The 25,045-nt window shown below is 64.3% G+C and carries 26 protein-coding genes; 7 read left to right on the top strand and 19 right to left on the bottom strand.

Going from position 1 to position 25,045, the window contains the following annotated elements; genetic code table 11:
- Positions 1 to 124: 124 nt before the first annotated feature.
- The 9 genes from tilS to tolQ form a co-directional block, all read right to left on the bottom strand.
- Entirely contained in the window at positions 125 to 1,240 is a 1,116-nt protein-coding gene (gene tilS / locus ACFQX9_RS37085) for a tRNA lysidine(34) synthetase TilS (protein WP_377791984.1), read from the bottom strand.
- Positions 1,241 to 1,314: 74 nt separating this feature from the next.
- Positions 1,315 to 2,373 (bottom strand): tol-pal system protein YbgF, encoded by a 1,059-nt coding sequence (gene ybgF / locus ACFQX9_RS37080; protein WP_018453795.1) that lies wholly within the window; start codon positions 2,371 to 2,373, stop codon positions 1,315 to 1,317.
- Positions 2,374 to 2,560: 187 nt separating this feature from the next.
- Positions 2,561 to 3,049 carry a peptidoglycan-associated lipoprotein Pal gene (pal, locus tag ACFQX9_RS37075; protein ID WP_026232595.1) on the bottom strand — a complete coding sequence of 163 codons (489 nt, stop codon included), beginning with the start codon at positions 3,047 to 3,049 and terminating at the stop codon, positions 2,561 to 2,563.
- 236 nt (positions 3,050 to 3,285) lie between these two features.
- Positions 3,286 to 4,050, bottom strand: coding sequence for a hypothetical protein (locus tag ACFQX9_RS37070; RefSeq protein ID WP_026232594.1), 765 nt, complete (start codon positions 4,048 to 4,050; stop codon positions 3,286 to 3,288).
- A gap of 162 nt (positions 4,051 to 4,212) precedes the next feature.
- A complete protein-coding gene (locus ACFQX9_RS37065) occupies positions 4,213 to 6,543 on the bottom strand; it encodes a bifunctional diguanylate cyclase/phosphodiesterase (RefSeq protein WP_018453792.1) in 2,331 nt (776 codons plus the stop codon).
- A 242-nt stretch (positions 6,544 to 6,785) separates the two neighbouring features.
- Positions 6,786 to 8,132: a Tol-Pal system beta propeller repeat protein TolB gene (gene tolB / locus ACFQX9_RS37060; protein WP_026232593.1), complete on the bottom strand. Its 1,347-nt coding sequence runs from the start codon at positions 8,130 to 8,132 to the stop codon at positions 6,786 to 6,788.
- Between the two features lie 41 nt (positions 8,133 to 8,173).
- Positions 8,174 to 9,136, bottom strand: coding sequence for a hypothetical protein (locus tag ACFQX9_RS37055; RefSeq protein ID WP_018453790.1), 963 nt, complete (start codon positions 9,134 to 9,136; stop codon positions 8,174 to 8,176).
- Between the two features lie 3 nt (positions 9,137 to 9,139).
- A complete protein-coding gene (tolR, locus tag ACFQX9_RS37050; RefSeq protein ID WP_018453789.1) occupies positions 9,140 to 9,589 on the bottom strand; it encodes a protein TolR in 450 nt (149 codons plus the stop codon).
- Positions 9,590 to 9,632: 43 nt separating this feature from the next.
- The gene (gene tolQ / locus ACFQX9_RS37045) at positions 9,633 to 10,349 is read right to left on the bottom strand and encodes a protein TolQ (RefSeq protein WP_007596319.1); all 717 of its coding nucleotides are present in this window, start codon (positions 10,347 to 10,349) and stop codon (positions 9,633 to 9,635) included.
- A gap of 496 nt (positions 10,350 to 10,845) precedes the next feature.
- Between tolQ and ACFQX9_RS37040 the strand changes: the two genes are divergently transcribed.
- Positions 10,846 to 11,364 carry a DUF2231 domain-containing protein gene (locus tag ACFQX9_RS37040; protein WP_018453788.1) on the top strand — a complete coding sequence of 173 codons (519 nt, stop codon included), beginning with the start codon at positions 10,846 to 10,848 and terminating at the stop codon, positions 11,362 to 11,364.
- 35 nt (positions 11,365 to 11,399) lie between these two features.
- On the opposite strand, the gene ACFQX9_RS37035 is transcribed toward ACFQX9_RS37040, so the two are convergent.
- On the bottom strand, positions 11,400 to 12,167 hold the full coding sequence (locus ACFQX9_RS37035; protein WP_247294056.1) for a serine acetyltransferase: 768 nt from the start codon (positions 12,165 to 12,167) through the stop codon (positions 11,400 to 11,402).
- 314 nt (positions 12,168 to 12,481) lie between these two features.
- Between ACFQX9_RS37035 and ACFQX9_RS37030 the strand changes: the two genes are divergently transcribed.
- Positions 12,482 to 13,645 (top strand): acyl-CoA desaturase, encoded by a 1,164-nt coding sequence (locus ACFQX9_RS37030; protein ID WP_377791983.1) that lies wholly within the window; start codon positions 12,482 to 12,484, stop codon positions 13,643 to 13,645.
- Positions 13,646 to 13,833: 188 nt separating this feature from the next.
- On the opposite strand, the gene ACFQX9_RS37025 is transcribed toward ACFQX9_RS37030, so the two are convergent.
- From ACFQX9_RS37025 to ACFQX9_RS37005, 5 genes are all read right to left on the bottom strand, one after another.
- Positions 13,834 to 14,319: a DUF2852 domain-containing protein gene (locus tag ACFQX9_RS37025; protein WP_007596323.1), complete on the bottom strand. Its 486-nt coding sequence runs from the start codon at positions 14,317 to 14,319 to the stop codon at positions 13,834 to 13,836.
- Between the two features lie 120 nt (positions 14,320 to 14,439).
- Complete coding sequence (locus ACFQX9_RS37020; RefSeq protein WP_085348908.1) at positions 14,440 to 15,180, bottom strand: TetR/AcrR family transcriptional regulator; 741 nt, start codon at positions 15,178 to 15,180, stop codon at positions 14,440 to 14,442.
- A 96-nt stretch (positions 15,181 to 15,276) separates the two neighbouring features.
- Positions 15,277 to 15,639, bottom strand: a complete 363-nt coding sequence (locus ACFQX9_RS37015; protein WP_368507135.1) for a hypothetical protein — start codon at positions 15,637 to 15,639, stop codon at positions 15,277 to 15,279.
- A gap of 38 nt (positions 15,640 to 15,677) precedes the next feature.
- Positions 15,678 to 16,082 (bottom strand): YciI family protein, encoded by a 405-nt coding sequence (locus ACFQX9_RS37010; RefSeq protein ID WP_204512221.1) that lies wholly within the window; start codon positions 16,080 to 16,082, stop codon positions 15,678 to 15,680.
- 159 nt (positions 16,083 to 16,241) lie between these two features.
- Entirely contained in the window at positions 16,242 to 16,604 is a 363-nt protein-coding gene (locus ACFQX9_RS37005) for a nuclear transport factor 2 family protein (protein ID WP_018453781.1), read from the bottom strand.
- A 156-nt stretch (positions 16,605 to 16,760) separates the two neighbouring features.
- Between ACFQX9_RS37005 and ACFQX9_RS37000 the strand changes: the two genes are divergently transcribed.
- The 3 genes from ACFQX9_RS37000 (at position 16,761) to ACFQX9_RS36990 (ending at position 18,856) form a co-directional block, all read left to right on the top strand.
- Positions 16,761 to 17,549: an SDR family NAD(P)-dependent oxidoreductase gene (locus ACFQX9_RS37000; RefSeq protein WP_377791982.1), complete on the top strand. Its 789-nt coding sequence runs from the start codon at positions 16,761 to 16,763 to the stop codon at positions 17,547 to 17,549.
- 81 nt (positions 17,550 to 17,630) lie between these two features.
- Positions 17,631 to 18,068: a hypothetical protein gene (locus ACFQX9_RS36995; protein ID WP_247475628.1), complete on the top strand. Its 438-nt coding sequence runs from the start codon at positions 17,631 to 17,633 to the stop codon at positions 18,066 to 18,068.
- A gap of 434 nt (positions 18,069 to 18,502) precedes the next feature.
- Positions 18,503 to 18,856, top strand: coding sequence for a hypothetical protein (locus tag ACFQX9_RS36990; protein ID WP_085348911.1), 354 nt, complete (start codon positions 18,503 to 18,505; stop codon positions 18,854 to 18,856).
- Positions 18,857 to 18,952: 96 nt separating this feature from the next.
- On the opposite strand, the gene ACFQX9_RS36985 is transcribed toward ACFQX9_RS36990, so the two are convergent.
- From ACFQX9_RS36985 to ACFQX9_RS36970, 4 genes are all read right to left on the bottom strand, one after another.
- Positions 18,953 to 19,366: a VOC family protein gene (locus ACFQX9_RS36985; protein WP_377791981.1), complete on the bottom strand. Its 414-nt coding sequence runs from the start codon at positions 19,364 to 19,366 to the stop codon at positions 18,953 to 18,955.
- Between the two features lie 38 nt (positions 19,367 to 19,404).
- A complete protein-coding gene (locus ACFQX9_RS36980; protein WP_018453775.1) occupies positions 19,405 to 19,941 on the bottom strand; it encodes an SRPBCC family protein in 537 nt (178 codons plus the stop codon).
- A gap of 95 nt (positions 19,942 to 20,036) precedes the next feature.
- Positions 20,037 to 21,353, bottom strand: a complete 1,317-nt coding sequence (locus ACFQX9_RS36975; RefSeq protein WP_018453774.1) for an RNA polymerase sigma factor — start codon at positions 21,351 to 21,353, stop codon at positions 20,037 to 20,039.
- On the bottom strand, positions 21,350 to 21,718 hold the full coding sequence (locus ACFQX9_RS36970) for a YciI family protein (RefSeq protein ID WP_377791980.1): 369 nt from the start codon (positions 21,716 to 21,718) through the stop codon (positions 21,350 to 21,352). Before ACFQX9_RS36970 ends, ACFQX9_RS36975 begins: the two co-directional genes overlap by 4 nt.
- 144 nt (positions 21,719 to 21,862) lie before the next feature.
- Here ACFQX9_RS36970 and ACFQX9_RS36965 point away from each other — a divergent pair, with 144 nt between their 5' ends.
- Together ACFQX9_RS36965 and ACFQX9_RS36960 are read left to right on the top strand one after the other, a co-directional pair.
- The gene (locus ACFQX9_RS36965) at positions 21,863 to 22,828 is read left to right on the top strand and encodes a glyoxylate/hydroxypyruvate reductase A (protein ID WP_018453772.1); all 966 of its coding nucleotides are present in this window, start codon (positions 21,863 to 21,865) and stop codon (positions 22,826 to 22,828) included.
- A gap of 190 nt (positions 22,829 to 23,018) precedes the next feature.
- Positions 23,019 to 24,986 carry a cache domain-containing protein gene (locus tag ACFQX9_RS36960; protein WP_377791979.1) on the top strand — a complete coding sequence of 656 codons (1,968 nt, stop codon included), beginning with the start codon at positions 23,019 to 23,021 and terminating at the stop codon, positions 24,984 to 24,986.
- Positions 24,987 to 25,045 lie beyond the last annotated feature (59 nt).

The following is a 25,045-nucleotide window of genomic DNA, read 5'->3' as shown; positions in this document are numbered from 1 at the left end:
TAGACGCATACAATCTAGGTGTCGCTCCGGTCGCTGCCAAGGGAACGAGATGGGACTATTTAGCCCATCTTAGTCCGATTCCCGCTGAAATAATGGCGCCCGGATCCGGGTTTTTCCTGTCTGGTTAAGGTGTCCTCACGGCGCGGTCTCGAAACGGCCGGTGCCATGATCCGCCCTTATCTACCCTTGATCCACCCTTGCGCCGGGCCGGCGCCGGGGCGATGCGGATACGTCCCCCGGCAAGGCTGATCAAGGCTCCCGCAAGCGTCTGCTTCAGGGCCGGCCGGCCATTTGCGGGTGCGCGGGCACTTGCGGCAATGGCCTGATCGAGCACGGCCAGGAGGGATTCGACCTTGCCGAGTTCCGCCGGCCCCTCATGCCCGAACGCGTTGATGGCCCGCAGCAGGATCCGCAGCCGGACCTCCTCCGGCAGGGCGGCAAACCCGGAGGCCTCGAAGCTTCGAACGCCGGCCTGCGGCGCATCGCCGCGATCCCGCAAACGGAGGAAGCGCTCGGCTCCATCGGTCAGCACCTCGACGGCCAAATTGGCGCGCGCCAGCCTTGCCGCGAGCCGAGCCAGGCTGCGGGCATCACCGCCCTCCGCCGCGAGCTGCGGCAGCAGCGCACGCAGCCGCGGCCGGGTAAAGGCAGCGTCGTGGTTGGTGGGATCGTCGGCAAAGCCGATCTTCGCCCGCTTCAAGGTCGCGATCAGCTGCGACTTCGGAACATCGAGCAGTGGACGCGCTAGAACGACGCCGTCGCGCTCGGTGAGACGGGCCATCGCCGACAGCCCGGCTAATCCGCTGCCGCGCACAAGCCGCATCAACAGGGTCTCGGCCTGGTCGTCGCGGGTGTGGGCGGTCAGCACGTGGCTCGCACGGGCGAGGCGCGCGGCCTGCACAAGCAGGCGGTAGCGAGCTTCGCGCGCGGCGGCCGGCAGTCCCGTTTTCGGCTTTGCCCCGCGCCAGCGCACGGTCCGGTGCGGCAGGCCAAGCCCGGTTGCGAGACGCTTGACCTCGCGCGCCTCGCGCGCCGCCTCCGGCCGCAAGCCGTGGTCGATGGTGACTACGGTGAGACGCGGGCCCCGCGAAAGGCTGCGATGCCAGCGCGCCGCAAGCCACATCAGCGCCACCGAGTCGGGCCCGCCGGAGACCGCGAGCAGCAGTCCTTGCGCGCCTTTCAGGCCTGCGAAGAGGCGCTTGGCCTCACGCGCCGAGATCGGTGAATTGTCCTCTGACATGACACTGCAATCGTCCGCGGATGGACACTGTTTAGCGCAGCGCCATCCGTCTTGTCAGGATCAATCGCCGCGCCTCAGCACTTCACCCGCTTCTGCTCGCGGTCGACCGCAGCTTTGACGCCGGCGGAAGCGCGCGGATATTTGCGCCCGACTTCACCGAAGGCCGCACACGCCGCCTCCTTCTCCTTCAGCGCCGCCAGCGACTGGCCGAGCCGCAGCAGGGCATCCGGTGCCTTGGCGGATTTGTCGTATTTCGTGGTGACGGCGAGGAAGGCTTCCGCGGAGTCGCGATATTGCTGGCGCTGGAAATAGCTCTCGCCGAGCCAGTATTGCGCGTCACCGAGCAGCGGGTCGCTCGGATATTTCTGCGAGAAATTCTTCATGGTCTGCTCGGCCAGCGCATAGTCCTTGCGCTGCATGTAGCCGATTCCGAGGTCGAATTCGTCGCGCGGCGTTGCCGAGGGCGGCAGGGTCGCAAGGCCCGTGCCGCCTGATGGCGCGGGAGAGCCGGATGAGACCGGCGGATAGCCGGGCTGCGCAGCCTGAGGCCCGACCGCCTGCGGATAGCGGGGGCCGCTGTTGGCGAGATCAAGCGGTTCGCCGGCGCCACGGCCGCCGGGCGCGCCGCTCGGGGCACCTGCAGGCATCGGTTGCTGCCCGCCGCCGAGCGCGCGCGGCGCACCCGGCGCATTCGGACTCTGGTTCGGGTCGAAGGCATCGCCGCGGCGGCGCGTGCCCGGCGCGCCGGGCGCAGGCTGCTCCTGAACGATCGGTGCCGGAGAGGCGATCTGCGGCTGCTCGTAATTCGGCTGGGCCGCTTGCTGGTGCGGCGGCTGCTGGCGATAGGCCGGCGCGGCTTGTGCGGGCGGCATGGCCGCGACATTGGGCTGGACCGGCGTCTGGCCGGGCGAAGCTTGCGCGCCGCCCTCGAGCGCTCTTAGCCGCTCTTCGAGCTGGCGGTTGCGATATTGCAGCTCTTCGTTCTGACCGGTGAGCTGGCGCAGCTGGTTCTCCAGCCGCTCGATCCGCATCTCGGGATCTGCATCGTCCGATTGTGCGAGGGCGGGCGAGCACAACGAAAGCAGCGCGGCGATCGCCACGGTGCCGGTGAAGACCTTAAATCTGGATGACATCTTGCCCTGACGACGAAAGCGAAATGGCCTGCGACCGAACATTCGACGCGCCACACATTGAAGGGGAGTACGCCAAAACTGTGACTGTAACAAACGGGTTTCTGTCACAGATCGCTGAAACGAAACCGGCGCCCGAGAGGGCGCCGGCATAATCGCTATCTGAAGATGAACGGCGCCTGACCGATCGTCAGGAGCTCGCGTTCAGCACGGTGACGGCGCGGCGGTTCTGCGACCAGCAGGAGATGTCGTTGCAAACGGCCACCGGCCGCTCCTTGCCGTACGAGATCGTGCGCATGCGGTTCGGATCGATGCCGCGCGAGGCGAGGAACGAACGCACCGATTGGGCGCGGCGAGCGCCGAGCGCGATGTTGTATTCGCGGGTGCCGCGTTCGTCGGCATGACCTTCGACGGTGAAGCTGTAGCGCGGATAGCTCTGGAGCCACTGCGCCTGCTTCTCCAGGGTCACGATCGCCTGCGGGGTCAGATCGGTCTGGTCGCTTTCGAAGAACACGCGGTCGCCGACATTGACGACGAAGTCTTGCTGGCTGCCCGGCGTCGCCGCGTTGGCCATCGCATCCGTGGCAGAGTTCTTGTTGGCGCAGGCACCCATCGACAACGCGACGGCAAGCACCGCGGCCAGCTTCAATCCCTGGAGGATGCGCATAGGATGTTTCATTCCGGAGCCTCCACGCTCACGTTTCGTCCACTGCTGTCCGGTCTACAGGGGGTTGGTTAAGCGAACGTTCCGTCAACCTTGATGGAACCTTGCCACAGCCGGTCAAATGCCCCCAACCAGCGAAAAGCAACCGTCATGGTTAATGGGTTGTAAATGTGGCGCGACGGTGAAGGCAAGCCGCAACGACCGGCAAAAACCGCGGCCTTTGCTGGAATTTTAGGCTCGTCGCGTGGGGCCTAGCGGGCAGAACCCGTTGCCGAGACGGCTACGTCCGGGGGCCGCTGCGTGGCCAGCGACACCGGGCGCGCGGCAGCCTGGCGGGGGCTGCTGCGTTGAAACAGCATGCGCCGCTCAAACGCGCTGGAGCGCATGATCGGAAAGCGCGTCAGGACCTTTTCCCGCTGGTTCCGGAAATCGGACGCCATCAGCACGGCCTTCTTGGTGGGCCAGCCCGGAAACCCGCGTGGCTCCGGTGAAATGGTCTCGTGCAGGAAGATGCGACGATAAAACGCCTGGTGGTCGGTCCGGATCATGGCCAGCCCGGTATCGGCGTTGAAATGATCGCAGGCCACAAAGGCCAGCCGCACGGTCAGATAGGGCAGCTCCGGAAAACGCTGGTGCTTTTCGGGATCGGCAACAAACCGGCATGGATCGATGAGAACTTCGCCGCGGTCGAGGCGGGGATGCAGCACGTCGCCAAACACTTCGGTCGTGTAGGACATCCGCCAGTCCGACGTCAGGACGTGAATGCGAACGGAGCTGCAGAGCTCTCCATCGACATAGACCCCGAAATTCCAGGTGTTGGGCGCATCGTCGAAGCGATCGGTTACGCGCCGCGACTCCGACGGCTCGATCAGACCGGCGTGCAGATAGGCCCGGTACCGCATCAAATAGAGGTTGTCTCGGTCCTCGGGAGTTTCGATCAGGCGGTAATCGATGCGGTCAAACAGAGCGGCTCCCCGCGGAAGGAGCACCGTTTGCGGTTCAGCTCCAGACGTCATCCAGTACCCCTACACTCCAAAGCAACTTCTGCGAGTGTGAGGAGATTAATGGTTCATTAACGGAATTGCAAAGGCTTAGAAACGTTAGGGTTAACCTTTGCAGCCCGCAAAAACACGGGCGAACGAGAGCTAAATGCGTTGAAGGAGTGAGGCGGAGAAAGATCAGGCGATCGATCGCGAGGACACCATGACGATGTGGTCCTCAGCCCCGCGGCGGCCATGCGAGGCATTGAGCAATTGGCGAATCCGGACTGCCGGCACCGGCCGGCTGAACAGATAGCCCTGCCCTTCGGTCACGGTGCCGTCGGCGCTGATCAACTCGAGCTGATCATTGGTCTCGATGCCCTCGACCACGACCGCCATGCCGAGATCGGCCGACAGCCGCGCTACGCCGCGCAGCAGCGTCAGCGGCCGGTCGGCATCGATGCCCTCGAGGAAGGAGCGGTCGATCTTCACCTTCTGCATCGGGAAATTGTGCAGGTAGCTGAGGCTCGAATATCCGGTGCCGAAATCATCCAGCGAAATGCGCACGCCGATCGCATGCAATTGCGACAGGATGTCGTGCGTGAGCTGGGTGTTGCGCAACAGCGAGGATTCGGTGATCTCGATCTCCAGCCGATGCGCCGGGAGCCCCGAAACCTCGAGCGCGTAGCGGATTTCGCTCAAGACGTCGCGCTGGTGGAATTGCTGCGGCGAGAAGTTGACGGCGACGCTGACGCCCTCCGGCCATTTCATGCATTCCATGCAAGCGCGGCGCAGGATCCAGCGGCCGAGATCGACGATCAGCCCCATGTCCTCGGCGACCGGGATGATGTCGATCGGCGAGACCGTGCCGCGCACCGGATGATTCCAGCGCAGCAGCGCCTCGCACGTCGTGATCTTGCCGGATTTCAGATTGACCAGCGGCTGATAGAACAGCTCGAACTCCTCGTTGGCGAGCGCCTTGCGCAGATCGAGCTCGAGGATGCGGCGCGCTTCGACGGTCGCCGCCATCTCGTCGCGGAAGAAGCAGAAGGTGCCGCGGCCGTCGGCCTTGGCCCGGTACAGCGCCATGTCGGCATTCTTGAGCAGCGTGTCTGCGCTGATGCCCTCCGGCAAGGTCAATGCGATGCCGACGCTGGCGCCGATCTCGACCAGATGATTGTCGATGCGGTAACGCTCGCTCAGCCGTTCGACGATCCGGCGCGCCAGCGCAGCGGCGTCCTCGGGCGAGGAGATGTTCTCCTGGAACACGACGAATTCGTCACCGCCGAAGCGGGCGACGAAATCCTCGGGGCGCAGCATCTCGCGCAGACGGTTGGCGACCGCGCACAGGAGCTGGTCGCCGCAGGGATGGCCGAGCGTGTCGTTGACCTGCTTGAACTGGTCGAGGTCGACGAACAGCAGCGCGGACAGGCGCTCGGCGCCGTGCGAGATCGCCAGCAGCCTTTCGATCTCATCGCGGAAATGAACGCGGTTGGGCAGCGCGGTGAGGTCGTCGTAGCGCGCCAGATGCGTGATCTTGGCCTCGGCGCTACGTCGCTCGGTAATGTCCTCGAGCAGCACCACCGCGCCACCGTCAGCCATCGGCTGGACAGTCCAGGACAACGACCGGTTTCGCTGCGTATCGGGATCGGCGGTGATGATCTCCTTGGCTTGCGAACTCTCGATGTCCGCGACGATTCGCTCGCCGCTCCCAGCCGAGATGGATCCCGCGCTCACGCACGCCGCGACGATGTCACGCGCGTTGACCCCGCGCTGCGCGAGACCTTCCGGCAGATTCATCATTGCGCCGAAGCGGTGGTTCATGACCGCCAGCTGTCCGTCGACGCGGAACATGCAGAGGCCGTGCGGCATGTTGTTCAGAGCCGTATCGAACTGGCCGGCGAGCGCGGCTTCACGCTCACGTGCCACGACCGCTCCCATGAAGATTCGATGCAGATTCACCGAGAGCTGCATGATCGCCATCAGGAACGCGGCGCTGACCAGCGCCATCGCGATGTAGTAGGGTGTTCCACGCAGCGCCAAGGCAAGCACGGCCGGGCCGAAGATCAGCACGGCCTGGAGGTGGAAGATCGCAGGCCGGCCATATGCCCTGCCCGCGCCGCCTGCCGCGATTCCGGTCGTGACCGACAAGGCGATCATGTGGGCCACGGCGTCGTCCGTGGCCAACAGGGTGGTGGCGCACCAGATGCCGATCGCAGCCGCCTGGATCTTTGCTCCGATCTGATAGCGCTTCTGCCAGCGTGCGGCCGCCTCGACGGTCATGACCGCGTGACGTGCCTGATAGAGGCGCAGGTCGATCGCCCGCGCGGTCCCGGCCAGGATCAGAAGTGCGACGCACGCCCAGATCAGCGGCTCGCCCGTCCTCAGCGCGGTGAGGGCCGCACCAATCGACACGAAAATGAGTCCCGCCAGCAACGGGCCAGGCGCTTCGAACAGCGAATCGATTTGCGCCGCCGAAGTTTTCGGCGGCCGCTGTTCCGGCTCTCCGCTCTGACTTGCAAACTGCATCTGGTGTTTACGCGCGTCCTGTCTGGAGCGCAGTTTTACCGATCCGGTATGAAGTCTTTCTGAGGGAACATCGTTAAAGTCGAGTTGTTTTGAATGACCAATAGTCGGAATACATCAATAGAAACAAACCCATGGGAAAAGTTTGCCTAGTGCAACCTTAAAGAACAATTATCGCGGGGAAACATCTCGCCAAGTTTTCGGAAAAGGCGCGCGGTCAAATCATCGCGCGCCGGGGGCGGCGGCTAGCCCGATGTCGAGGACAAGAGCGGCGACCATGCCGGGTCGGAGGCGAAGCCCGGCGTCGGCACTTTCAGCTCGTTGCGCCCCGAGATGTCGACGGAGAACAGCGACGGCCCGCCGCTGCCGCCCGGATCGCGGAAGAACATCAGCACGCGGCCGTTCGGCGAGAAGGTCGGACCTTCGTTATGATAGCCGGAGGTGAGAAGCCGTTCGCCGGAGCCGTCCGGCTTCATCACGCCGATCGAAAACTGCCCGCCACCTTGCCTGGTGAAGGCGATGTAATCGCCCCGCGGCGACCACACCGGCGTCGAATAGGTGGCGTTGTTGTCGTCCTTGGAGAAAGAGATGCGCTGCGCCGCTCCGCCGCCCGCGGCCATGACATAAATCTGCGATCTGCCGCCGCGATCGGACTCGAAGCAGATGCGGGTGCCGTCCGGGGAGTAGGAAGGCGAGGTGTCGATCGCGGGCGTGTCGGTGAGGCGCGTGGTCGAGCGCGAGCGCAGATCCATCACGAACAGGTTGGAATTGCCGCCCTGCTGCAGGCTCATGATGACGCGCTGGCCGTCCGGCGAGAACCTCGGCGCAAAGGTCATGCCGGGGAAGTTGCCGACGATCTCGCGCTGGCCGGTCTCGATGTTGAACAGGTAGACCTTCGGATCGCCCTGGCCAAATTCCATGTAGGTGATCTCTTGCGAGTTCGGCGAGAAGCGCGGCGTCAGCACGAGGTCGGAGCCGCGGGTCAGATAGCGCACATTGGCGCCGTCCTGGTCCATCATCGCGAGCCGCTTGACGCGGCGCTCTTTCGGCCCGGTCTCGTCAACGAACACCACGCGGCTGTCGAAATAGCCCTTCTCGCCGGTCAGCTTCTCATAGATCTGGTCGGAGATGATGTGGGCGATGCGACGCCAATATTCCGGCGAGGTGAAATATTGTTGGCCGGCGAGCTGCTGGCCGGTGACGACGTCCCACAAGCGGAATTCAGCCTTGAGGCGGCCGTCCGGCTGCCGCGTCATGCGGCCGGTGACGAGGGCCTGCGCGTTCAGGGTCTTCCAGTTCTCGAACTGCGGCGCGACGTCGATGTTGCTGATGCGCTCGATGAAGGCGGCCTGGTCGACCGGCGCAAACAGGCCCGAGCGCTTCAGATTGTTGGTGATGACCTGGGTGACGCCGTTGCCGACGTCACCGTCGGCCGGCGAGCCCGGCACAAAATTGGTGATCGCAATCGGAATCGGCCGAAACTCGGTGGGATCGATGCGGAGCCGTCCCTGCGGCTGCTGGGCCAAGGCTTGTCCGCCCCCCAGCATCGCGAGCGTCGATCCGGTCAGGGTCATGAAGCGGCGGCGGTTCATCGATCGAACGTCATTCATCGCAAAATTCTTTTGTTCGGATGTCACAACATGTCTTTCAGGCCGAAAGTCATCGGAATGAGCTTCCAGCTCTCGTATTGCTGCTTCGGCATGAACGAATAGACCTGACACTGCACGATGGCGCGTCTGGCACTCTCCGCCACCGCCTGTGCGATCGATCGCGACGGTCCCCTCACCGCGACGACGATCGGCTCGGACGCGAGCGATCCGTCGATCTTCATGGGAATGTCGATGTCGGCTTCGTATTGATCCGCATCCTGGCCGTTATAGGTCGGCGTGAAGCAGCGCTTCACCGCCCCCTGGAACGCGCCCCGCCAGGTCGCAATGTTGTTGGCGGCCGTTCCGGTCGTCGATCCCAGCGAGGCCGACGCATTCAGCGTCGAGCCGGCGAGTTCGTGCCGGGTCGCGGCGCGCTTGTCGAGATCGCGCTGGATCTGCGCGGGATCGAAGCTGCGCTCCTTGGGCTTCGGCAGCTGCTGTTGCGGCTGCACCGCCGCGACCTTTTGCTCCGGCGGCTTGGGCGGCGGCTTCTTGGTTTCGAGCTTTTTCTGCAGCTCGGCGATCGGATCTTCCTTGGCCGGGTCAGGCTTTTTTTCCGGCGGCTTCGGTTCTTCCTTGGGCTTCGCCTCAGCGACGGGCTTGGGCGGCTCGGGCTTCTTCTCGACCGGCTTCTCCACGGGTTTTGGCGGCGGCTCCGGCGTCGAGTTGGTCTTGATCAGCTCTTTCTTCTCGGTGACCTTGCCGACAGCGTCTTCCTCGGGCTTGGCTTCCGCGATCTTCTCGACCTTCGGCTTCGGCTCTTTCTTGTCGCCGGTCTTCTGCCCCGACATCATCTGCGCGAGTTGATCGGTGGAGATGATGTCGATCGGCAGCGACTCTTCCGCCGGCACAAAAGCCCTGCTGCTAAAGGTGACGAGCCCCCATCCCAGCACGAGGACGTGGAGGGCAATCGACGCAACGAGTGTCTTGTCGACCTTCACCTTCACGGTTTACCCCTGATCCGCTTCCGTGACGAGCGCCAGCTTCTTGAAGCCTGCGCCGGACAACTGGCCCATGACCTTGGCCACCGTCCCGTAATCCGCCTTCTTGTCGGCACGCAAATAGATGCGTTCCTCGAGCCCGCCGCGCGCGTCCGTGATCGCCTTCAGCTTGGGGATCAGTTCGTTGATCGCGATCTCGGCGTCGTTGATGAACACCTTGCCCTTGATGTCCACCGACATCTGGATCGGCTTCTGGTCGTTGTTTTCGAGGCTCTTGGCCTGGGTCTGCGGCAGGTCGAGCGGCACGCCGACCGTCAACATCGGCGCCGAGACCATGAAGATGATGAGCAGCACCAGCATCACGTCCACCATCGGCGTGACGTTGATTTCGGCCACGACCGGCTTGCGCCGGCCACGGCGCCCACCGCCTCCGGACGAACTCGCAACGTTCATGCCCATGGTCTGGTGCCCAAATTGCCCTTCACACTATACATGCCGTCCGTCAGCCCCGCTCGTCGATCTGGCGCGACAGGATGGCTGAAAATTCATCGGCGAAGCCTTCGAGCCGCTGGGCCTGCCGGTTCACCTCGGAGGTGAACTTATTGTAGAAAATAGTGGCAGGAATGGCGGCGATAAGGCCGACGGCGGTCGCAAACAGCGCCTCCGCGATGCCAGGGGCCACCACCGCCAAAGAGGTGTTTTTCGACGCCGCGATCGACTGGAAGCTCGACATGATGCCCCAGACGGTGCCGAACAGGCCGACGAAGGGGCCTGCGGAGCCGACGGTGGCGAGCACCAGCAGCCGGCGTTCCAGCCGCTCGACCTCGCGGGCGATCGAGACATTCATGACCTTGTCGATGCGCATCTGAAGGCCTGCGACCGAGCGGGCCTGGCTCTCGAACGAACGCTTCCACTCGCGCATCGCGGCGACGAAGCAGGCCGCCATGGAATGTGTCGGCTTGGCCGAGAGCGTGCGATAGAGGTCCTCGATCGACTCGCCGGACCAGAAAGCCTGCTCGAAACGGTCCATCGAGCGGCGGGTGCGGGCAAACAGGAAGATCTTGTCGATGGCGATCGCCCAGACCCAGACCGAGCAGGCGAGAAGCCCCAGCATCACCGCTTTCACGATCCAGTGAGCCTGCCAGAACAGCGCGATCAGCGACACGTCCGCGGAAGCGGCAACCGGAAGGGCTGACTGAGCCACGTCGGCCGGATTCATAAGCAGTATCCTCTCAAGGCGATCGTTACCTGATGTCCCGACCTAATGTCCCGGCCAGCAAATGGCCGCCGGTTCCCCAATAGCCGCGCTAGAACCGGCGCGGCCGGCAAGCCCGCTCAAAGCCTTGTCTTTCTGGGGTGCAGGGCTCGTCCAAAGCCGGCCGCCTGCATTCCCTGCCAAGATGTCAAAACTATGGGCCCGACCCCAAGGCTCAGACTTCAGGCTTTGGGCGCGCGATTGTCCGCAATTACCAGAGCCCGGCGATGGTTAATGCTGGGTTACCGCAGACGAATTTGAGTGCGGGAAAGGGAGGTCGCACAGGGGGATGGGAGGCGCGGCGGGCGGGCCGTGTTCCCGACGGGACGGTGCGCTGCGCCCGGGACAGCAGAGTTCCGCTTTCCCGTGCGCATCAGGAGCGGAGCCCGCTATCCCGGTCAGAGGAACCAGCCTCCGTCCGAAAAATTGTCTGGAAAATCACTTCTCGCGAGGTTTTGCCATGAGCATCAACCCCAAGACGACCGCCGCGGTCGGCGATCATCCGCTCCACCCCATGATCATCCCGTTCCCCGTCGCCTTCCTGGTCGGCGCGCCCATCGCCGATCTCGCCTTCATCGGCACCGGTGACGGCTTTTGGGCCAGAGCCGCGATCTGGCTGATCGGCGCCGGTATTGTGATGGCGCTCGTTGCGGCCGTGGCCGGCTTCACCGACTTCTTCAGCGACGCCCGCATCCGCAGCCTCAATGACGCCTGGTATCACATGATCGGCAATCTCGTAGCCGTCGTGCTGGCCCTGATCAATTTCTACCTCCGCTACGCGCAAGGCGCGGAAGCTGCAATCAAGCCGTGGGGCGTGGCGCTGTCCCTGGTCGTGGTCGGCATTCTGCTTTTCACGGGCTGGAAGGGCTGGGAGTTGGTCTACCGGCATCACGTCGCGGTGCTGGACGCGCCGGGCCAGACCAGTTCGGAGCCGGTCAGCCCGCGTCATGGCGGCGAGAGCCGCCGCCGCGCCGCGTGAACGAGGAGCACGTCGCCTGATGACGTGACGGCGAGTCAGGCCGCGGAAGCGGGCTCTGGGCAATTGGTCAGCCGCGCCGGATTGCCGATTGCGGTGCAGCCCCGGGGCACGTCGCTCGTCACGACGGTGTCGGCGCCGATCTTTGCAAAATCGCCGATTCTGACGTTGCCGAGAATTGTCGCGCCGGAGCCGATGAACACGCCGCGACCAATGCGAGGCGAGCGCGCCGGCAGTTCCGTGCCACGACCGATGCTGACGTTCTGAAGGATGGTGGCCTCGTCGCCGATCACCACATCGGCACCGATCACGATGCCGGTGGCGTGGTCGAGATACACCGACGATCCCAAGCTCGCCGCCGGATGAATGCTGACCTGCAGGACGTTCGACGCCTCGTTCTGAAACAGCAGCGCCGCGTCACCATGGTCGTGATGCCAGAGCCAGTTCGAGACGCGCCACGCCTGCAAGGCGACGTAGCCCTTCAAGTGCAGCAGCGGCGCCAACACTCCGCTGATGGCGGGATCGCCAAGCACGATGGCCTGCAAGTCGCGGCCGGCCGCCTCGATCAGATCCGGCTGACCATTGAAGGCGTCGCGGGAAAATGTCGTGAAGCGCGCGCGTTCGACCTCGCTGTCGCCAAGCCGGCGTCCGATCAGGTCGGACAGTGCGGCGGTAAAATCGTCATGGACGAGGATGAGTCCGACAAGAGCCTTGCCGAATATGGCGTCGGCTGCCGCGGTGCGCTGCGCCTCGTCGCGGATCTTCTGCCAGAGGGTTTCGCTCGCCATCATCGCCGCTTCCGCCATCGTTGCTGCCTGCGGTATTTTGACGCTTCCTTTTCACTGTCGGCTATAGGCCGTCGGCAGCCCGCGCGCCACGCACCCCGTGAGGCTACGAGCTTGCATGCCAAGCAGTCGGGATCATATATATGGAGGCAGCCGAGTTCCGCCCGTAGCTATGGTCTCAGGTTCGTGCTGCCGCGCTGGCCCGGGTTGCTCAGGCAAAGCATCTCGTTCAAAGCCCCGCAGTGGTCCGCCATCCCCGGGATTGTCGCACACAGCGGCCCTCAGTGCTGCCGAAGCGAATCCCGAATCCCCGTCCTCCAAGGTCACGCCAATACATGTCGCCCAACGCCCCCGCTGACGACCAACACGACGACATCATGTATCCCTCCGCCCTGCCGTTCCTGCTGGTCCATCTCGGCTGCATTGCTGCGATCTGGACCGGCGTTACCTGGCAGGCCATCGCGATCTGCGCCTCACTCTATGTCGTCCGTATGTTTGCGATCGGAGCAGGCTACCACCGCTATTTCTCCCATCGGGCTTTTGCGACCGGTCGAGTGTTTCAGTTCATCCTGGCCTGGCTTGCGCAAAGCACCGCGCAGAAAAGCGTTTTGTGGTGGGCGGCCAAGCATCGACATCATCATCTGCATTCCGATACCGAAGACGACGTGCATTCGCCGCGTCATCGAGGCTTCCTCTACAGTCATCTCGGCTGGATTTTTTACAGCGAGCACGATGGCACCGACCTCGTGAAAGTCGGAGATTTCGCCGCCTATCCGGAGTTGATGTGGCTGCATCGCCTGGAACTCCTGCCAGCCGTCACGCTGGCTGCGCTCTGCTTCCTGGTTGGCGGATGGTCCGGTCTCGTCGTCGGCTTCCTGTGGAGCACCGTGCTGGTCTATCACGCGACCTTCTGCATCAATTCCCTCGCCCACGTGCATGGACGCAAGCGGTACGTGACCGGCGATGATTCACGCAACAATTGGCTGCTGGCCTTGTTCACTCTCGGTGAGGGCTGGCACAACAATCACCACGCCTACCAGAGCAGCGTGCGGCAGGGTTTTCGCTGGTGGGAAATCGACGTCACCTATTACATCCTGAAGGTGCTGTCCTGGTTCGGCATCGTCTGGAACATGAAGTCGCCGCCCGAGCAGGTGCTGCGCAACGAGCAGCCGCTTGGCGCACGCGTCATCAACCGGGCGGCCCGCGAGCTTGCCGGACGGTTCGATGCGCAGACCCTGGCGCATGCGATTTCGTCGGCGCTCCGCCGAGCCGATTTGGCCCAGTTGCAACTGCCGACGCTGCACGACATCCTGAGTCGCGCGCACGAAGGTGTCGATGCACTGACGCATCTGCACTTGCCGAAGATTCCGACCCGCGAGGAGTTTCTCGCCGAGGCCAAGGCGATGTTTGCGCGAACGCGATCACTGAACGAGATCGTGGACTATGCCTACGAACACTTCCTGGAGTCGGTTCGCGCGCAGCTCGCCACGGCGCGCTGACCAAGTCTCTCCAGGCCAAGACTTTCCAGCCAGGACATTTCCAGAAGGTCGCGGCGGCCTGCCGCGCATTGCCAAAATCAAACCGCCCGCCTGCGGGTTGCGCAGGCGAGCGGCTCGGGGCCATCAGGACTTTGGGGGCATGCGCCTGACGGCTTTGAGAGGCGTCAGTCCCGAGATCAAGCTTGAGATCAACCTTGCTGCTGGTCGGTCGGCGGCGGGGTCGGGCGTGTCTTGTGTTGCGCCATGAACTGGTCGAACTCTTCCTTGTCCTTGGCGTGACGCAGACGGTCGAGGAAGTTCTTGAACTCGACCTGCTCCTCCTCGAGCCGCTGCAATGTCTCGGTGCGGTACTCGTCAAAGGCGCGGTTGCCGCTCGAGGGCGGACCGAAGCCAAAGCCGAAACCGTGGCGCTCCATGCGGCCGCGCATACGATCCATCTTGTACTGCATCCGCTCCATCTTGTTCTGCCAGCGATCCTGGTTGCTCCAGCACGACATTCTTCTGCTCCCGAGTGTGAAAAAGAGAAGGGCAAGTCCGATCGGCCACCAGATGATGAAGCCGAGGATGGTCACGGCGATCCAGCCGGGATGCCAGGGCGTATTGAGCATGTGGGGGCGCTCGTAGTGTTGGTCCGAAGGGCCGCGCCATCGATTGACATCAGCGGTGTAGGCCATTTCCCTCTCCATGACGGCATCAGCGCCGTTGTGAATGTAAATAACATTTACATAGGTAAATCATCCCGCGGTTTTGTCAAGCCGACCGCCTGACAGGGCGGGGCAATTATTTGGGTAACTTTATTTCGGCTTGCCCCAGGGACCACCGGGCGGCACGCCTGAACCGGAGGATGCCTCCGGCGGCACCGGCGGCGGCTCGGCGCTTTTCGCCGGGGGACGGCGATCGGTCGGGAAGCCGAGACCGCGCAGATAGATCAGCACCTCAGCTTCGAGCAGCTCGTCCGGCGACATCGGCAGCTTTCGACGCGCGGCGTCACCGCGGGAGAACAGCGAGGCCACGCCATGCGCCATGGACCAGATGTGCAGCGCCATCATCATCGCCGGCGGCCGCGGCGTGCCCGGCGGCGCCAGCGCGGCAAGCCGCTCCGCCGCGGCACGAATGATGTTGAAAGCACGCTCGCTGGCCGCCTGGAGCGCCGGATTGGCATCCACCGGGAGGCCAGATTCGAACATCGCGTTGTAGAACGCGGGCTCCTCGCGGGCGAAGGCGAGATAGGCCCTGCCGACACGCTCGAACGCCGTGACGGTGTCGGGCCGTCCGTCGTCCCAAGCCGCGGTCAGGCGCGATTCAAACTGCTCGAAGCCGCGCTGCGCGATCGAGGACAGCAGTTCTTCACGGTCGCGAAAATGCCGGTACGGCGCCGCCGCACTGACGCCGGCCATGCGTGCGGCATCGGCAAAGGTGAAGCCGGCCGCGCCCTTCTCGGCGATCAATCCGAGGGCGGCCTGCAACAGGGCTTCCTTCAGATTACCGTGGTGATAGCCGCGCTCGGCGCGGCGCGTCTCCTTGCGCCAGCTCATGTGAACGACCTTTACATGAGCTGGCGGTGAAGGTCACTAGCGGCGACGGGTTGATCAGCCCGTATTCTTCCCGGTCCGGCGAGGCGGCCCGAGATCCTAGCCGCCAGGGATCGGCAGCACCGGCATGATCTCGACGCGTTCGCCGGGGAAGATCGTGAAGTGCGGGTGGTTCTCGAACATCTTCGCCGCGGCTTCATGGGACGCTGCGCGCACCACGGTGAAGGCGCCCATCTCGTTGGCGATGTCGGCGATGCCCTTGCCGTCGACCTTCTTGGTCTTGCCGAGCGGGCCGCCCATGGCCTCGATCGCGCCCTGGTGCTTTTCGACCCAGCCTTTCCACGCCGCCATGCCCGCCTGCTCTTTCGCCTTGCGCTCGGCCTCGGGCATCGCATTCCATGCGGTCCATTTGGAGCTGGTCTTGCTGCCGAGGAAAACGGCGAGATAGGTGTCGGTGCTCATCGGTTCTCTCCTTTGGTGATGGATAGACGAAGCTGCGGCTATTTCTTCAGGTCGCCGAAACCGGCGGCGGCCTCCTGCACGTCTGGCGGGAAGTCGCTCATCTCCTGCACCTGACGGATCTCGATGATTTCGTTCGGTGCGGCCGGACACCGCCTGGCCCAGGCGATCGCCTCGGCACGCGAGGCAACCTCGATCATCCAGTAGCCGCCCAGGACCTCCTTGGCCTCGGCGAACGGACCATCGGTCACGATGGGCTTGCCGGCCGCAAACGAGACGCGCGCGCCCATCGAGGGCGGGTGCAGGCCGTCGAGCGTGATCAGCACGCCGGCGTCCTTCAGCGCCTCGTTGTAGCGCATCATCGCAGCGACCCGCTCGGGATCGAGTTGAACGTCGGGCGCCGCGGTCTCGTAGCCGAGCGGGATCATCAGCATCATGAATCGCATGAGCACTCCTTGCGTGCTTTTTCGTTCGGGTTGCGCGCCGAGGCGCCACTCCGGATGGGCGGAGCGACGGCCCGGGCCGCCCACCCTCACCTCCAAGACGAAGGAACCTTGACGAAACCGACAGGTGACGAAAATTATTCTGGCGATTATTGGCTGGCCCTAGCGCGCCTGCGGCAGGAAACGCCCGTCCTGCCGGGCAGCGCCGAAATAGACGTCGATGCAGCGAATCTTGCCGCCGGCGAAGGTGAAGAACTCGGTGTTGCGAAAGCTCCTGCCATCTGTCGCCAGGCAGAGATAGGTGACGAAGGCCTCGTCGCCTTGGACGAAAATCCGCTCGATGTCGTGCCGCGCAATCCAGCCGGTGTCCCTCCAGCAACGCTCGAAATAAGCCGCCTTGTCGAGATCGTCGTCGAACGGGCTGGTGAAGCGGAAATCGTCCGCCAACGCGTCGGCGACCCGTTGCCGGTCGTTGCCGAGATAAGCGGCGAAAAGGTCTCGAATCTGGCGCTCGTGGTTGGACATTGCGGATCTCCCTGGCAATGATCCCCTGGAAGACGATCCATCGAGGACCGTCCCGACATCGTGCCTTCGAGTTAAGGCCTTCCTCGTCGGGACGAAAGCGAAGTAAAAGAGGCTCGCGTTTGCGCGACCCAATCTTTCATAAGGACCGATCAGCCAATGCCCCCTACCCCGCACCGCGTTGCCCTCGTCACCGGAGCCGCGCGTGGCATCGGGCTTGCGACCGCGAAGAAGTTTTTGACCGAGGGCTGGCGGGTGGCGTTGCTCGACATCGAGGGCGAGTTGCTCGGCCGCGCGGTCGCCGAGATCGGCCGGGACGAGGCCACGCTGGCGTTGACCTGCGACGTCTCGGACGCAGCCGCGGTTGCCGCCGCGATGACGACGGTCGAACAGCGGTTTGGCCGGCTCGATGCGCTTGTCAATAATGCCGGCATTGCCGTGTTCGCGCCGCTGATGGAGACGTCGGAGACCGATTGGCGGCGCGTGCTCGAGGTCAACCTCACCGGCCCGTTCCTCTGCACCAAGGCGGCGGTGCCGCTGATGCGCGACGGCAATGGCGGCGCCATCGTCAACATCACCTCGATCTCGGCAGTGCGCGCCTCGACGCTGCGCTCGGCCTACGGCACCAGCAAGGCCGGCCTCGCGCACCTTACCAAGCAGCTCGCGGTTGAGCTCGCGTCCCTCAACATCCGCGTCAACGCGGTCGCGCCGGGACCGGTCGACACCGCGATGGCGAAGCAGGTGCACACCAGCGAGATCCGCGCCGATTATCACGACGCCATTCCGCTCAACCGCTACGGCCTGGAAGGGGAACTCGCCGAAGCCATCTACTTCCTGTGCTCGGAACGATCGAGCTACATCACCGGACAAATTTTGGCCGTCGATGGCGGCTTCGATGCGGCGGGCATCGGCCTGCCGACGCTGCGCGGCGAGCGGAGGAACGGGTAGGCACCGCGCAGGTTGACCTAGCGAAGCATTACCACCTCTTCTCGTCGGCCTATCCTACGGACTCGAATTCGCGGAGGCTTCATGCGACGCGTCACCTTGCTCAGGGCCTTGATGCTCGCATCCGCGCTGCTCGCCGCCACGCCTGCCTCGGCCGAAATCCGCATCATCCAGTCGCCCGGTGGACAGGTCGGGCCGTTCCTCGATTTGTTCGAGAAGGTGCGCGAGAGCGGCGAGCGCGTGGTGATCGATGGTCCCTGCCTGTCCGCCTGCACACTGGTACTGAGCATCGTGCCGGGCGAGCGGATTTGCGTGACGAAACGCGCCGTGCTCGGCTTCCACGCGGCGCGATCGGTCGATCGGCGCGGACGCTTCTACGCCGAGCCGGAAGCATCAGATGCGGTGCTTGCGGCCTATCCCGGCCCGGTGCGTGACTGGATCAGCCGCCGCGGCGGCCTCTCGTCGCGGTTGCTTCTGCTGAAGGGACGCGACCTCGCCGCGATCTATCCGCGTTGCCGGTGATGATCGGCGGACGCAATCGCCCGCCAAAATTGCGCCGGTCACCTGCTTCGAGAGGTCTAGTAAAAACTCTGGATCAACTCGGTCAATTCCATGCTCGCGCAGATGAGCATACCCCAAAGTGCAAAGTTGATCTGCAGCGCCGCCGCCATCGGTCGCTCCCCTTCCAAGTCCGCCCGCCCCAGTTTTTAGAATTTATGACGAAATAAATAACGATTCTGTCCCGGAGTTCACAGCCTAATCTTGCGCCAGTTGTTGTGCGATGCGGTCCGCATCATTTCACGAAGCGGCCTCACTGCTCTCGCAATGTGGTGCGACAGCAGAATTCATATTCGGCCATGTCGGCCACGCGTTTCCCTTAGGTTCCATTTGAGCGGTGCGACGCAAGCTTCGGTAAGCGGACTTGGCGCGTCGCATACAACACCCAAGGGTCCGGCATGATGCGACACGGCTTCGTCTTGCTCACTTTTTGCGCAACGCTCATGGGATGCGTGGTCGCGCCTGCGCAGGATCGCCGTCCGATCGCATGGGACGGCCTCGGTCAGGATCCGAACCGTCCCTCCGTCATCAAGCGTCGCGTGGCGACCCAAGCTCCCGCGGCGAGTGATCCGAATCAGGAGCGGGAGAGAGTCCTCGGCACCTTGCGCCCGTACTCCGCGGCTTGGTGGGCAATCCACGACGAAATCGAAGCGGAGAATGACAGGCAGCTCGGGACAAAGCTCGTGATCTGTCCGCGCTGCGTTCCCTCCTCCCAGCCACCGAGCAATGACGTGACCGGATCGATCCGCTGAGGGGCACGCGGTCGACGCGACGTCCTCATGGGCGCCCCTCTCCCGCATCGTAGGGGAGAGGGGATCGCCGTTCAGCGCGTCAGGCGATCGCGCCTGTCACATTCCCTCGGCCGGGCAGTTCACCATCCAGGGAATGCCGAACTTGTCGACGCACATGCCAAAACCCTTGGCCCAGAACGTCTTGCTGAAGGGCATGGTGACGTTGCCCCCATCGGCGAGCGCGTTGAACTTGCGCTCGCCCTCCGCCGGGTCCGCGACCGTGAGCGAGATCGAAAAGCCCTGCGGCTTGTGAAAATGTTCGCTTGGTGCGTCGGAGGCCATCAGCACGCTGCCGTCGGGCAGCGACATCCGCGCATGCATGATCGTCTTCTCGCGGCCGGGCGCCGCAGCCATGTCCGGCGGTGCGTCCGAAGAACGCATCATGGCGTCGATCTTGCCGCCGAGAACCTTGGCGTAATAATTGAACGCCGCTTCGCAGGTGTCCTGATAGAATAGATAGGCATTGAGCATCGTTTCTCTCCTTTTTGCTTTGGTTCGGGGTGACGGCGCTACTTCTCGGTGAGCTTCTTCAGGCTGGCCAAGCCCGCCTCGAAATCCTTGCCGATCATGTTGTCCATGTTGACGAACACCTGCATGACTTTGGACAGGAACGGGGCCGGACCGGACATCGCCCACGTGACCAGTGTGGCATCGCCTTGCGGCACAAAGGTGAACTCGGCGGTGTTGTGGCCTTCGAAAGGCCGCTCGAAATCGAGCTTGATGCGTAGTTTTGACGACGCACTCGCCTCGAGGATCTCCATATGGCCGGCGCCGACATTGTTGTTGCCGTCCCAGGCATAGGTCGCGCCCTTGCCTTGCGCGGTGCCGCCAAACGCCCGCTTCATCGCAGGATCGCGGTTCTCGTAGGGGGACCAGGCCGTCCAGCGATGGAAATCGGCAACCAAGGGATAGACTGCATTGGCCGGCGCTTTCACGGCGAGGCTGCGCTCGACGCGGAATGTGTCGGGCTTCGTCAGGGCAAAGCCGAGCACGCCCACGATTCCGACCGCGAGCAGGATGGCGATGACGGCAATGGCTTTCAGCATGAATGGCTCCCTGGATACGCTCCTAGGACGAAGGGAGGGGACCGGGCCCGACAAGGCGAAGCGGAAAAATTTGTTATGCCCCAGGCAGGCGCTCCCTACTTCACCTTTGCGCCTTCGACCTTAGCGTCTTGCCTGGCGCCGCCATTGGCGCCCTTGGGCTGGCTGTCCCGGATCAGGCGATCGAGATGCATGCGGATGTGAGCGGCTTCTGCGGACGTGTTGGCGAGGGCGATGGCGCGGTCGAAGGCGATGCGGGCTTCGTCGTTGCGGCCGAGCTGCATCAGGAAGGCGCCGCGCACGCCATAGAAATGGAAGTAGTTGGCAAGCTTTGGCGCCAGCGGCTCGATCAGGTCGAGCGCGGCTTGCGGTCCGCGCACCTTGGAAACCGCGACCGCGCGGTTGAGCGTCACCACCGGCGAGGGCTGCACCACCTCCAGCGCACCATAGAGCAGGTCGATCTGCGCCCAGTCGGTCTCCTCAGGCGTGGAGGCGCGGGCATGCAGCGCAGCAATCGCGGCCTGGATCTGGTAGGGCCCGCTGCGGCGATGGCGTATCGCCTTGTCGATCAGCGCGAGGCCTTCCGCGATCATCGTGCCGTTCCACAGCGAACGATCCTGGTCGTCCAGCAGGATCAGCGAGCCATCCGCGGCAAAGCGCGAGGCACTGCGCGCATGCTGCAACAAGATGAGCGCCGTGAGTCCCATGATCTCCGGCTCGCTCTGGAACAGCCGCAGCAGCAGCCGCGCCAGCCGGATCGCTTCCTCGCACAGCGGCTTTCTGATTTCGGCGGTGTCGCCGCTCGCCGAATAGCCCTCGTTGAAGATCAAATAGATCATCGCCGCGACAACGGCGAGCCGCTCCGAGCGCTCGACCGCGCCCGGCGTTTCAAACGGCGTCCCGGCCTCCGCGACCTTGGCCTTGGCACGCGTGATGCGCTGCTCCATCGCCGCTTCCGACACCAGGAAGGCGCGCGCGATCTGCTTCACCGTCAGGCCGCAGACGATGCGGAGCGCCAGCGCGATCTGCTGCGTTGCCGGCAGCCCTGGATGGCAGCAGATGAACATCAGCCGCAAGATGTCGTCGCGGTAGTGCGAGCCGTCGAGCCGCTCGGCGAGCGCGCCCTCGGCGTCGTCGAGATCGGAGATCGCCTGGTCGTCCTCCGGCAGCGGCTGCTGCTTGCGGGTGCGGCGCACCTCGTCGATGGCAACGTTGCGGCCGACCATGATCAGCCAGGCGGCGGGATCGCGCGGCGGTCCGTTCTGCGGCCAGGTCTTCAGCGCGCGCAGGCAGGCGTTCTGGAAGGCCTCCTCGGCGGTGTCGAGATCGCGGAAATAGCGCAGCAGCGCGCCGACCGCCTGGGGGCGCGCCGAGGTCAGCGCGGTCTCGATCCAGGCGGTATCGGCTTCGCTCATTTCAGATTCCCTCCGGGACTGAACACGCCGACGGGGCGCACCTCGTAGGCGCCGCCGGGATTGGCGGCACCGAGGTCGCGGGCGACATCGAGTGCGTCATCGAGATTCTTGCAATCCACGATATAGAAGCCGAGCAACTGCTCCTTGGTCTCAGCGTAGGGGCCGTCGAGCACCAGTGGCGGGTCCACCTTGCGCAGCGTCGCTGCCGCAGTGGTCGGCAGCAGCCGCGCCACCGGGCCGAGCCTGCCCTGCTTCGCGAGACCTTCCTGCACCACGGCGAGCTTCTTCATCACGGTCTCGTCCTGGTCCTTGCTCCATGAGCCGACGAAGTCCTCGTCGTGATAGCAAAGGATCGCATAAAGCATGGGCAGTACCTTCTCTGAGCGCTTGTTTTGAAGACGATCCAGTATGCCTTGCCCCGACATGGCTGCGGAAAAAAATTGCAAGAAAAATCCGGCAGATCGTGCCAAGGAGGGCCTTCAAAAGCGGAACTTAAAGAGGCACTTCGAATGACCGTTGGCACCCTGGCCGTCCTGATCAACAGCACGCAGCAGAACTGGCTGCCTGAGCGCTGGAAGGCCCGGTTCGACGCCGTCTGCGGCGGCCGCCGCGTGGTGCTGCTGCCCGATGCCGGGCTCGATCCGGCCGAGGTGCATTATGCCGCGGTGTGGAAGCCGGTGCCGGGCGACCTCGGCTCTTTCCCCAATCTGCGTGCGATCTTCAATCTGGGCGCCGGCGTCGACGCGCTGATGGCGGACAAGAGCCTTCCGAACGTGCCGCTGGTGCGCGTGGCCGTGCCTGATCTGACCGGCCGCATGACCGAATACGTCGTGCAGCACGTGCTGATGCACCACCGCCAGGAGCTTTATCTGCGCCAGTCGCAGCGCGAAAAGCGCTGGGAGCCGACCTATCAATGGCCAGCGAGCGCCGTCACGGTGGGTATCATGGGCCTGGGCACGCTCGGTACTGATGCGGCCGATGTGCTGCGGCGGCTTGGTTTCCGCGTCGCCGGCTGGAGCCGCAGCCCGCGTATCATCGCGGGTGTCGAATGTTTCCATGGCGCCGGGCAAATCGACGCGTTCCTGCGCACGACCGATATTCTCGTCAGCCTATTGCCGCTGACGCCTGATACACACGGCATCCTCAACCGCGACGTCTTCACCAAGCTCAACCGCAAGAGCCCGCTCGGTGCGCCCGTGCTGATCAACGCCGGCCGCGGCGGCCTCCAGAATGAAGCCGACATCCTGGCCTGCCTCGACGACGGCACGCTGGGCGCCGCCTCGCTCGACGTCTTCGTACAGGAGCCGCAGCCGGCGGACAGCCGGTTCTGGACCCATCCCAAGGTTTTGCTGACCCCGCACAACGCCGCCGACACCGACGCCGACGCGATCTCGGCCTATGTCGCCGAGCAGATCGCGCGGTTCGAGGCGTGTGGTGTGCTGGAGAACGTGGTGGACCGGACGCGGGGGTATTAGGCCGCACGCCTGAAAAAGGCACGACCGCTCCCTACCCTCCGTGTCGTCCTGGCGAAAGCCAGGACGACACCAGACTTCTTTGGTCACTCCGTCACCCCCGAAGGCACCCGCTCGGCCGGCATCCCGTTCACCCTCTCTTAGCGAGAAGTTGATAGGTCTCCTTAATCAACGCTCAACGAACGAGTCGGACATGCGCTTCACGCTCGGCCTCAGGATGCGGATCACGGTTGCGCTGGCGGTGACGGCGGCGGCGACCGCCCTGTTCGCCGTGCTCGGGGCGATGTGGATCATTTCCGGCATCATCGACCGGGCCGACCAGCGCGAGCTTCGCAGTCATTACGACGCGCTCCAGTCGCGAATTGCCGAGGAATCCCAGCGCGCCGCCGCCATGAGCGCCGTCGTCGCCGCGATGCCGGCAACGCAGGACGCGATGGCCAAACAGGATCGCAATGCCCTGATCAGCCTGTTCGGGCCGGTGTTTGCTGCGACCAAATCGGAGTACGGCGTCGAACAGTTCCAGTTCCACGTGGCGCCCGCGACCTCGTTCCTGCGCGTGCACCAGCCTGCTAAATTTGGCGACGACCTCTCGGGCTTCCGCAAAACCGTGATCATGGCCAACCAGGAGCGCAAGGTCGTGGTCGGCCTCGAGGGCGGCTTGGCTGGGCTCGGCATCCGCGGCGTCGTGCCGATCGCGCAAGGCGGCAAGCATCTCGGCTCAGTGGAGTTTGGCCTGACCTTCGGCCAGTCCTTCCTCGACGATTTCAAGACCGACCGCCATGTCGACATCGCCTTCCATCTCGCGGACGGCGGCGGCTTCAAGCTGTTCGGCGGCACGCTGAAGGGGAAGAGCTTCTTCGATGCGGCCGATTACGGCCGCGCCGCCGGCGGCGACTTCACGGTACGGCAGGCCAAGCTCGACACGACGCCGGTAGCGGCGCTGCTCGGACCGATCAGGGATTTTTCCGGCAAGCCGCTCGGCGCCGTCGAACTGGTGATGGACAATGCCGACTATGTGGCCTCCGCCGACCGTGCCTGGCTGCTGGCATTCGGCATCGCCGCGCTCGGGCTCGTGCTCGCCGCCATCGTCGGCTATCTCATCGCCCGCAGCATCTCGCGCCCGATCATTTCCATCACCAGCGTGATGCGCGAGCTGGCCGACGGACACCTCGATGTCACCGTCCCCGTCAGCAAGGCGAATGACGAGGTCGGCGCGATGGTCAAGGCTGTCGCGGTGTTCCGCGACAACGCCGTCAACTTCAACCGGCTCCAGGCCGAACAGGCCGACACTAAGGCGCAATCCGAAGCGGAGAAGCGACGCGCGTTCGCCGCGCTCGCCGACAATTTCGAAGCCAGCATCCGCGAGGTCGTCACCACGGTCTCCTCGGCCGCGGTCGAGATGGAGAACACGGCGCGCTCGATGTCTGATATCGTCGAGCGGTCGCGGCAGCAGACCGGCACGGTGTCGTCGGCCTCGGCGCTCGCCTCGGAAAATGTGCAGACGGTCGCTGCCGCCGCGGAAGAGCTGTCGTCGTCCATGACCGAGATCAGCCGGCGCCTTGCGCACGCGACCGCGGTGGTCGGCAAAGCCGCGAGCGACGGACGACGGTCGAACGAGCGCGTGCAAAGTCTGGCCGACGCCGCGCAAAAAATCGGCGACGTCGTCTCCTTCATCAGCGGCATCGCCGAGCAGACCAATCTGCTGGCACTCAACGCGACGATCGAGGCGGCGCGCGCGGGCGAAGCCGGCCGCGGCTTTGCGGTGGTCGCCTCCGAGGTGAAGGCGCTGGCAACCCAGACCGCCAAAGCGACCGAGGAGATCGGCGCCCAGGTCACGGCGGTACAAGGCGAGACCACCGGCGCAGTGGACGGCATCCAGTCGATCTGCGCAACGATCCAGGAGGTCGACGAGATCTCCGCCGCGATCGCCGCCGCCGTCGGCCAGCAGGGCACCGCAACGCAGGAGATCGCCCAGAACGTGCAGCAGGCAGCCGCCCGCACCGGCGAGGTCTCGCAAAACATCGCAGGCGTCACCGCCGGCATCGCCGCGACGGGAACAGCAGCGGAGGAGGTGCTGGGCTCCGCGATCGAGCTGTCAAAGCAATCGCAGCGGCTGCGGGACGAGGTGGACCGCTTCCTCGCGCATATTCGCGCGGCGTAGGCGGGCTACAGGGAGGAGCTGCGGCGCGACGGCGGCAACTCCGAATCTTCGCCAAACCA

Source organism: Bradyrhizobium sp. GCM10028915, assembly GCF_042666195.1.
In the GTDB taxonomy this organism is placed as follows: Bacteria; Pseudomonadota; Alphaproteobacteria; order Rhizobiales; family Xanthobacteraceae; genus Bradyrhizobium; species Bradyrhizobium canariense_D.
This window is presented reverse-complemented; position numbering and strand designations above follow the sequence as displayed.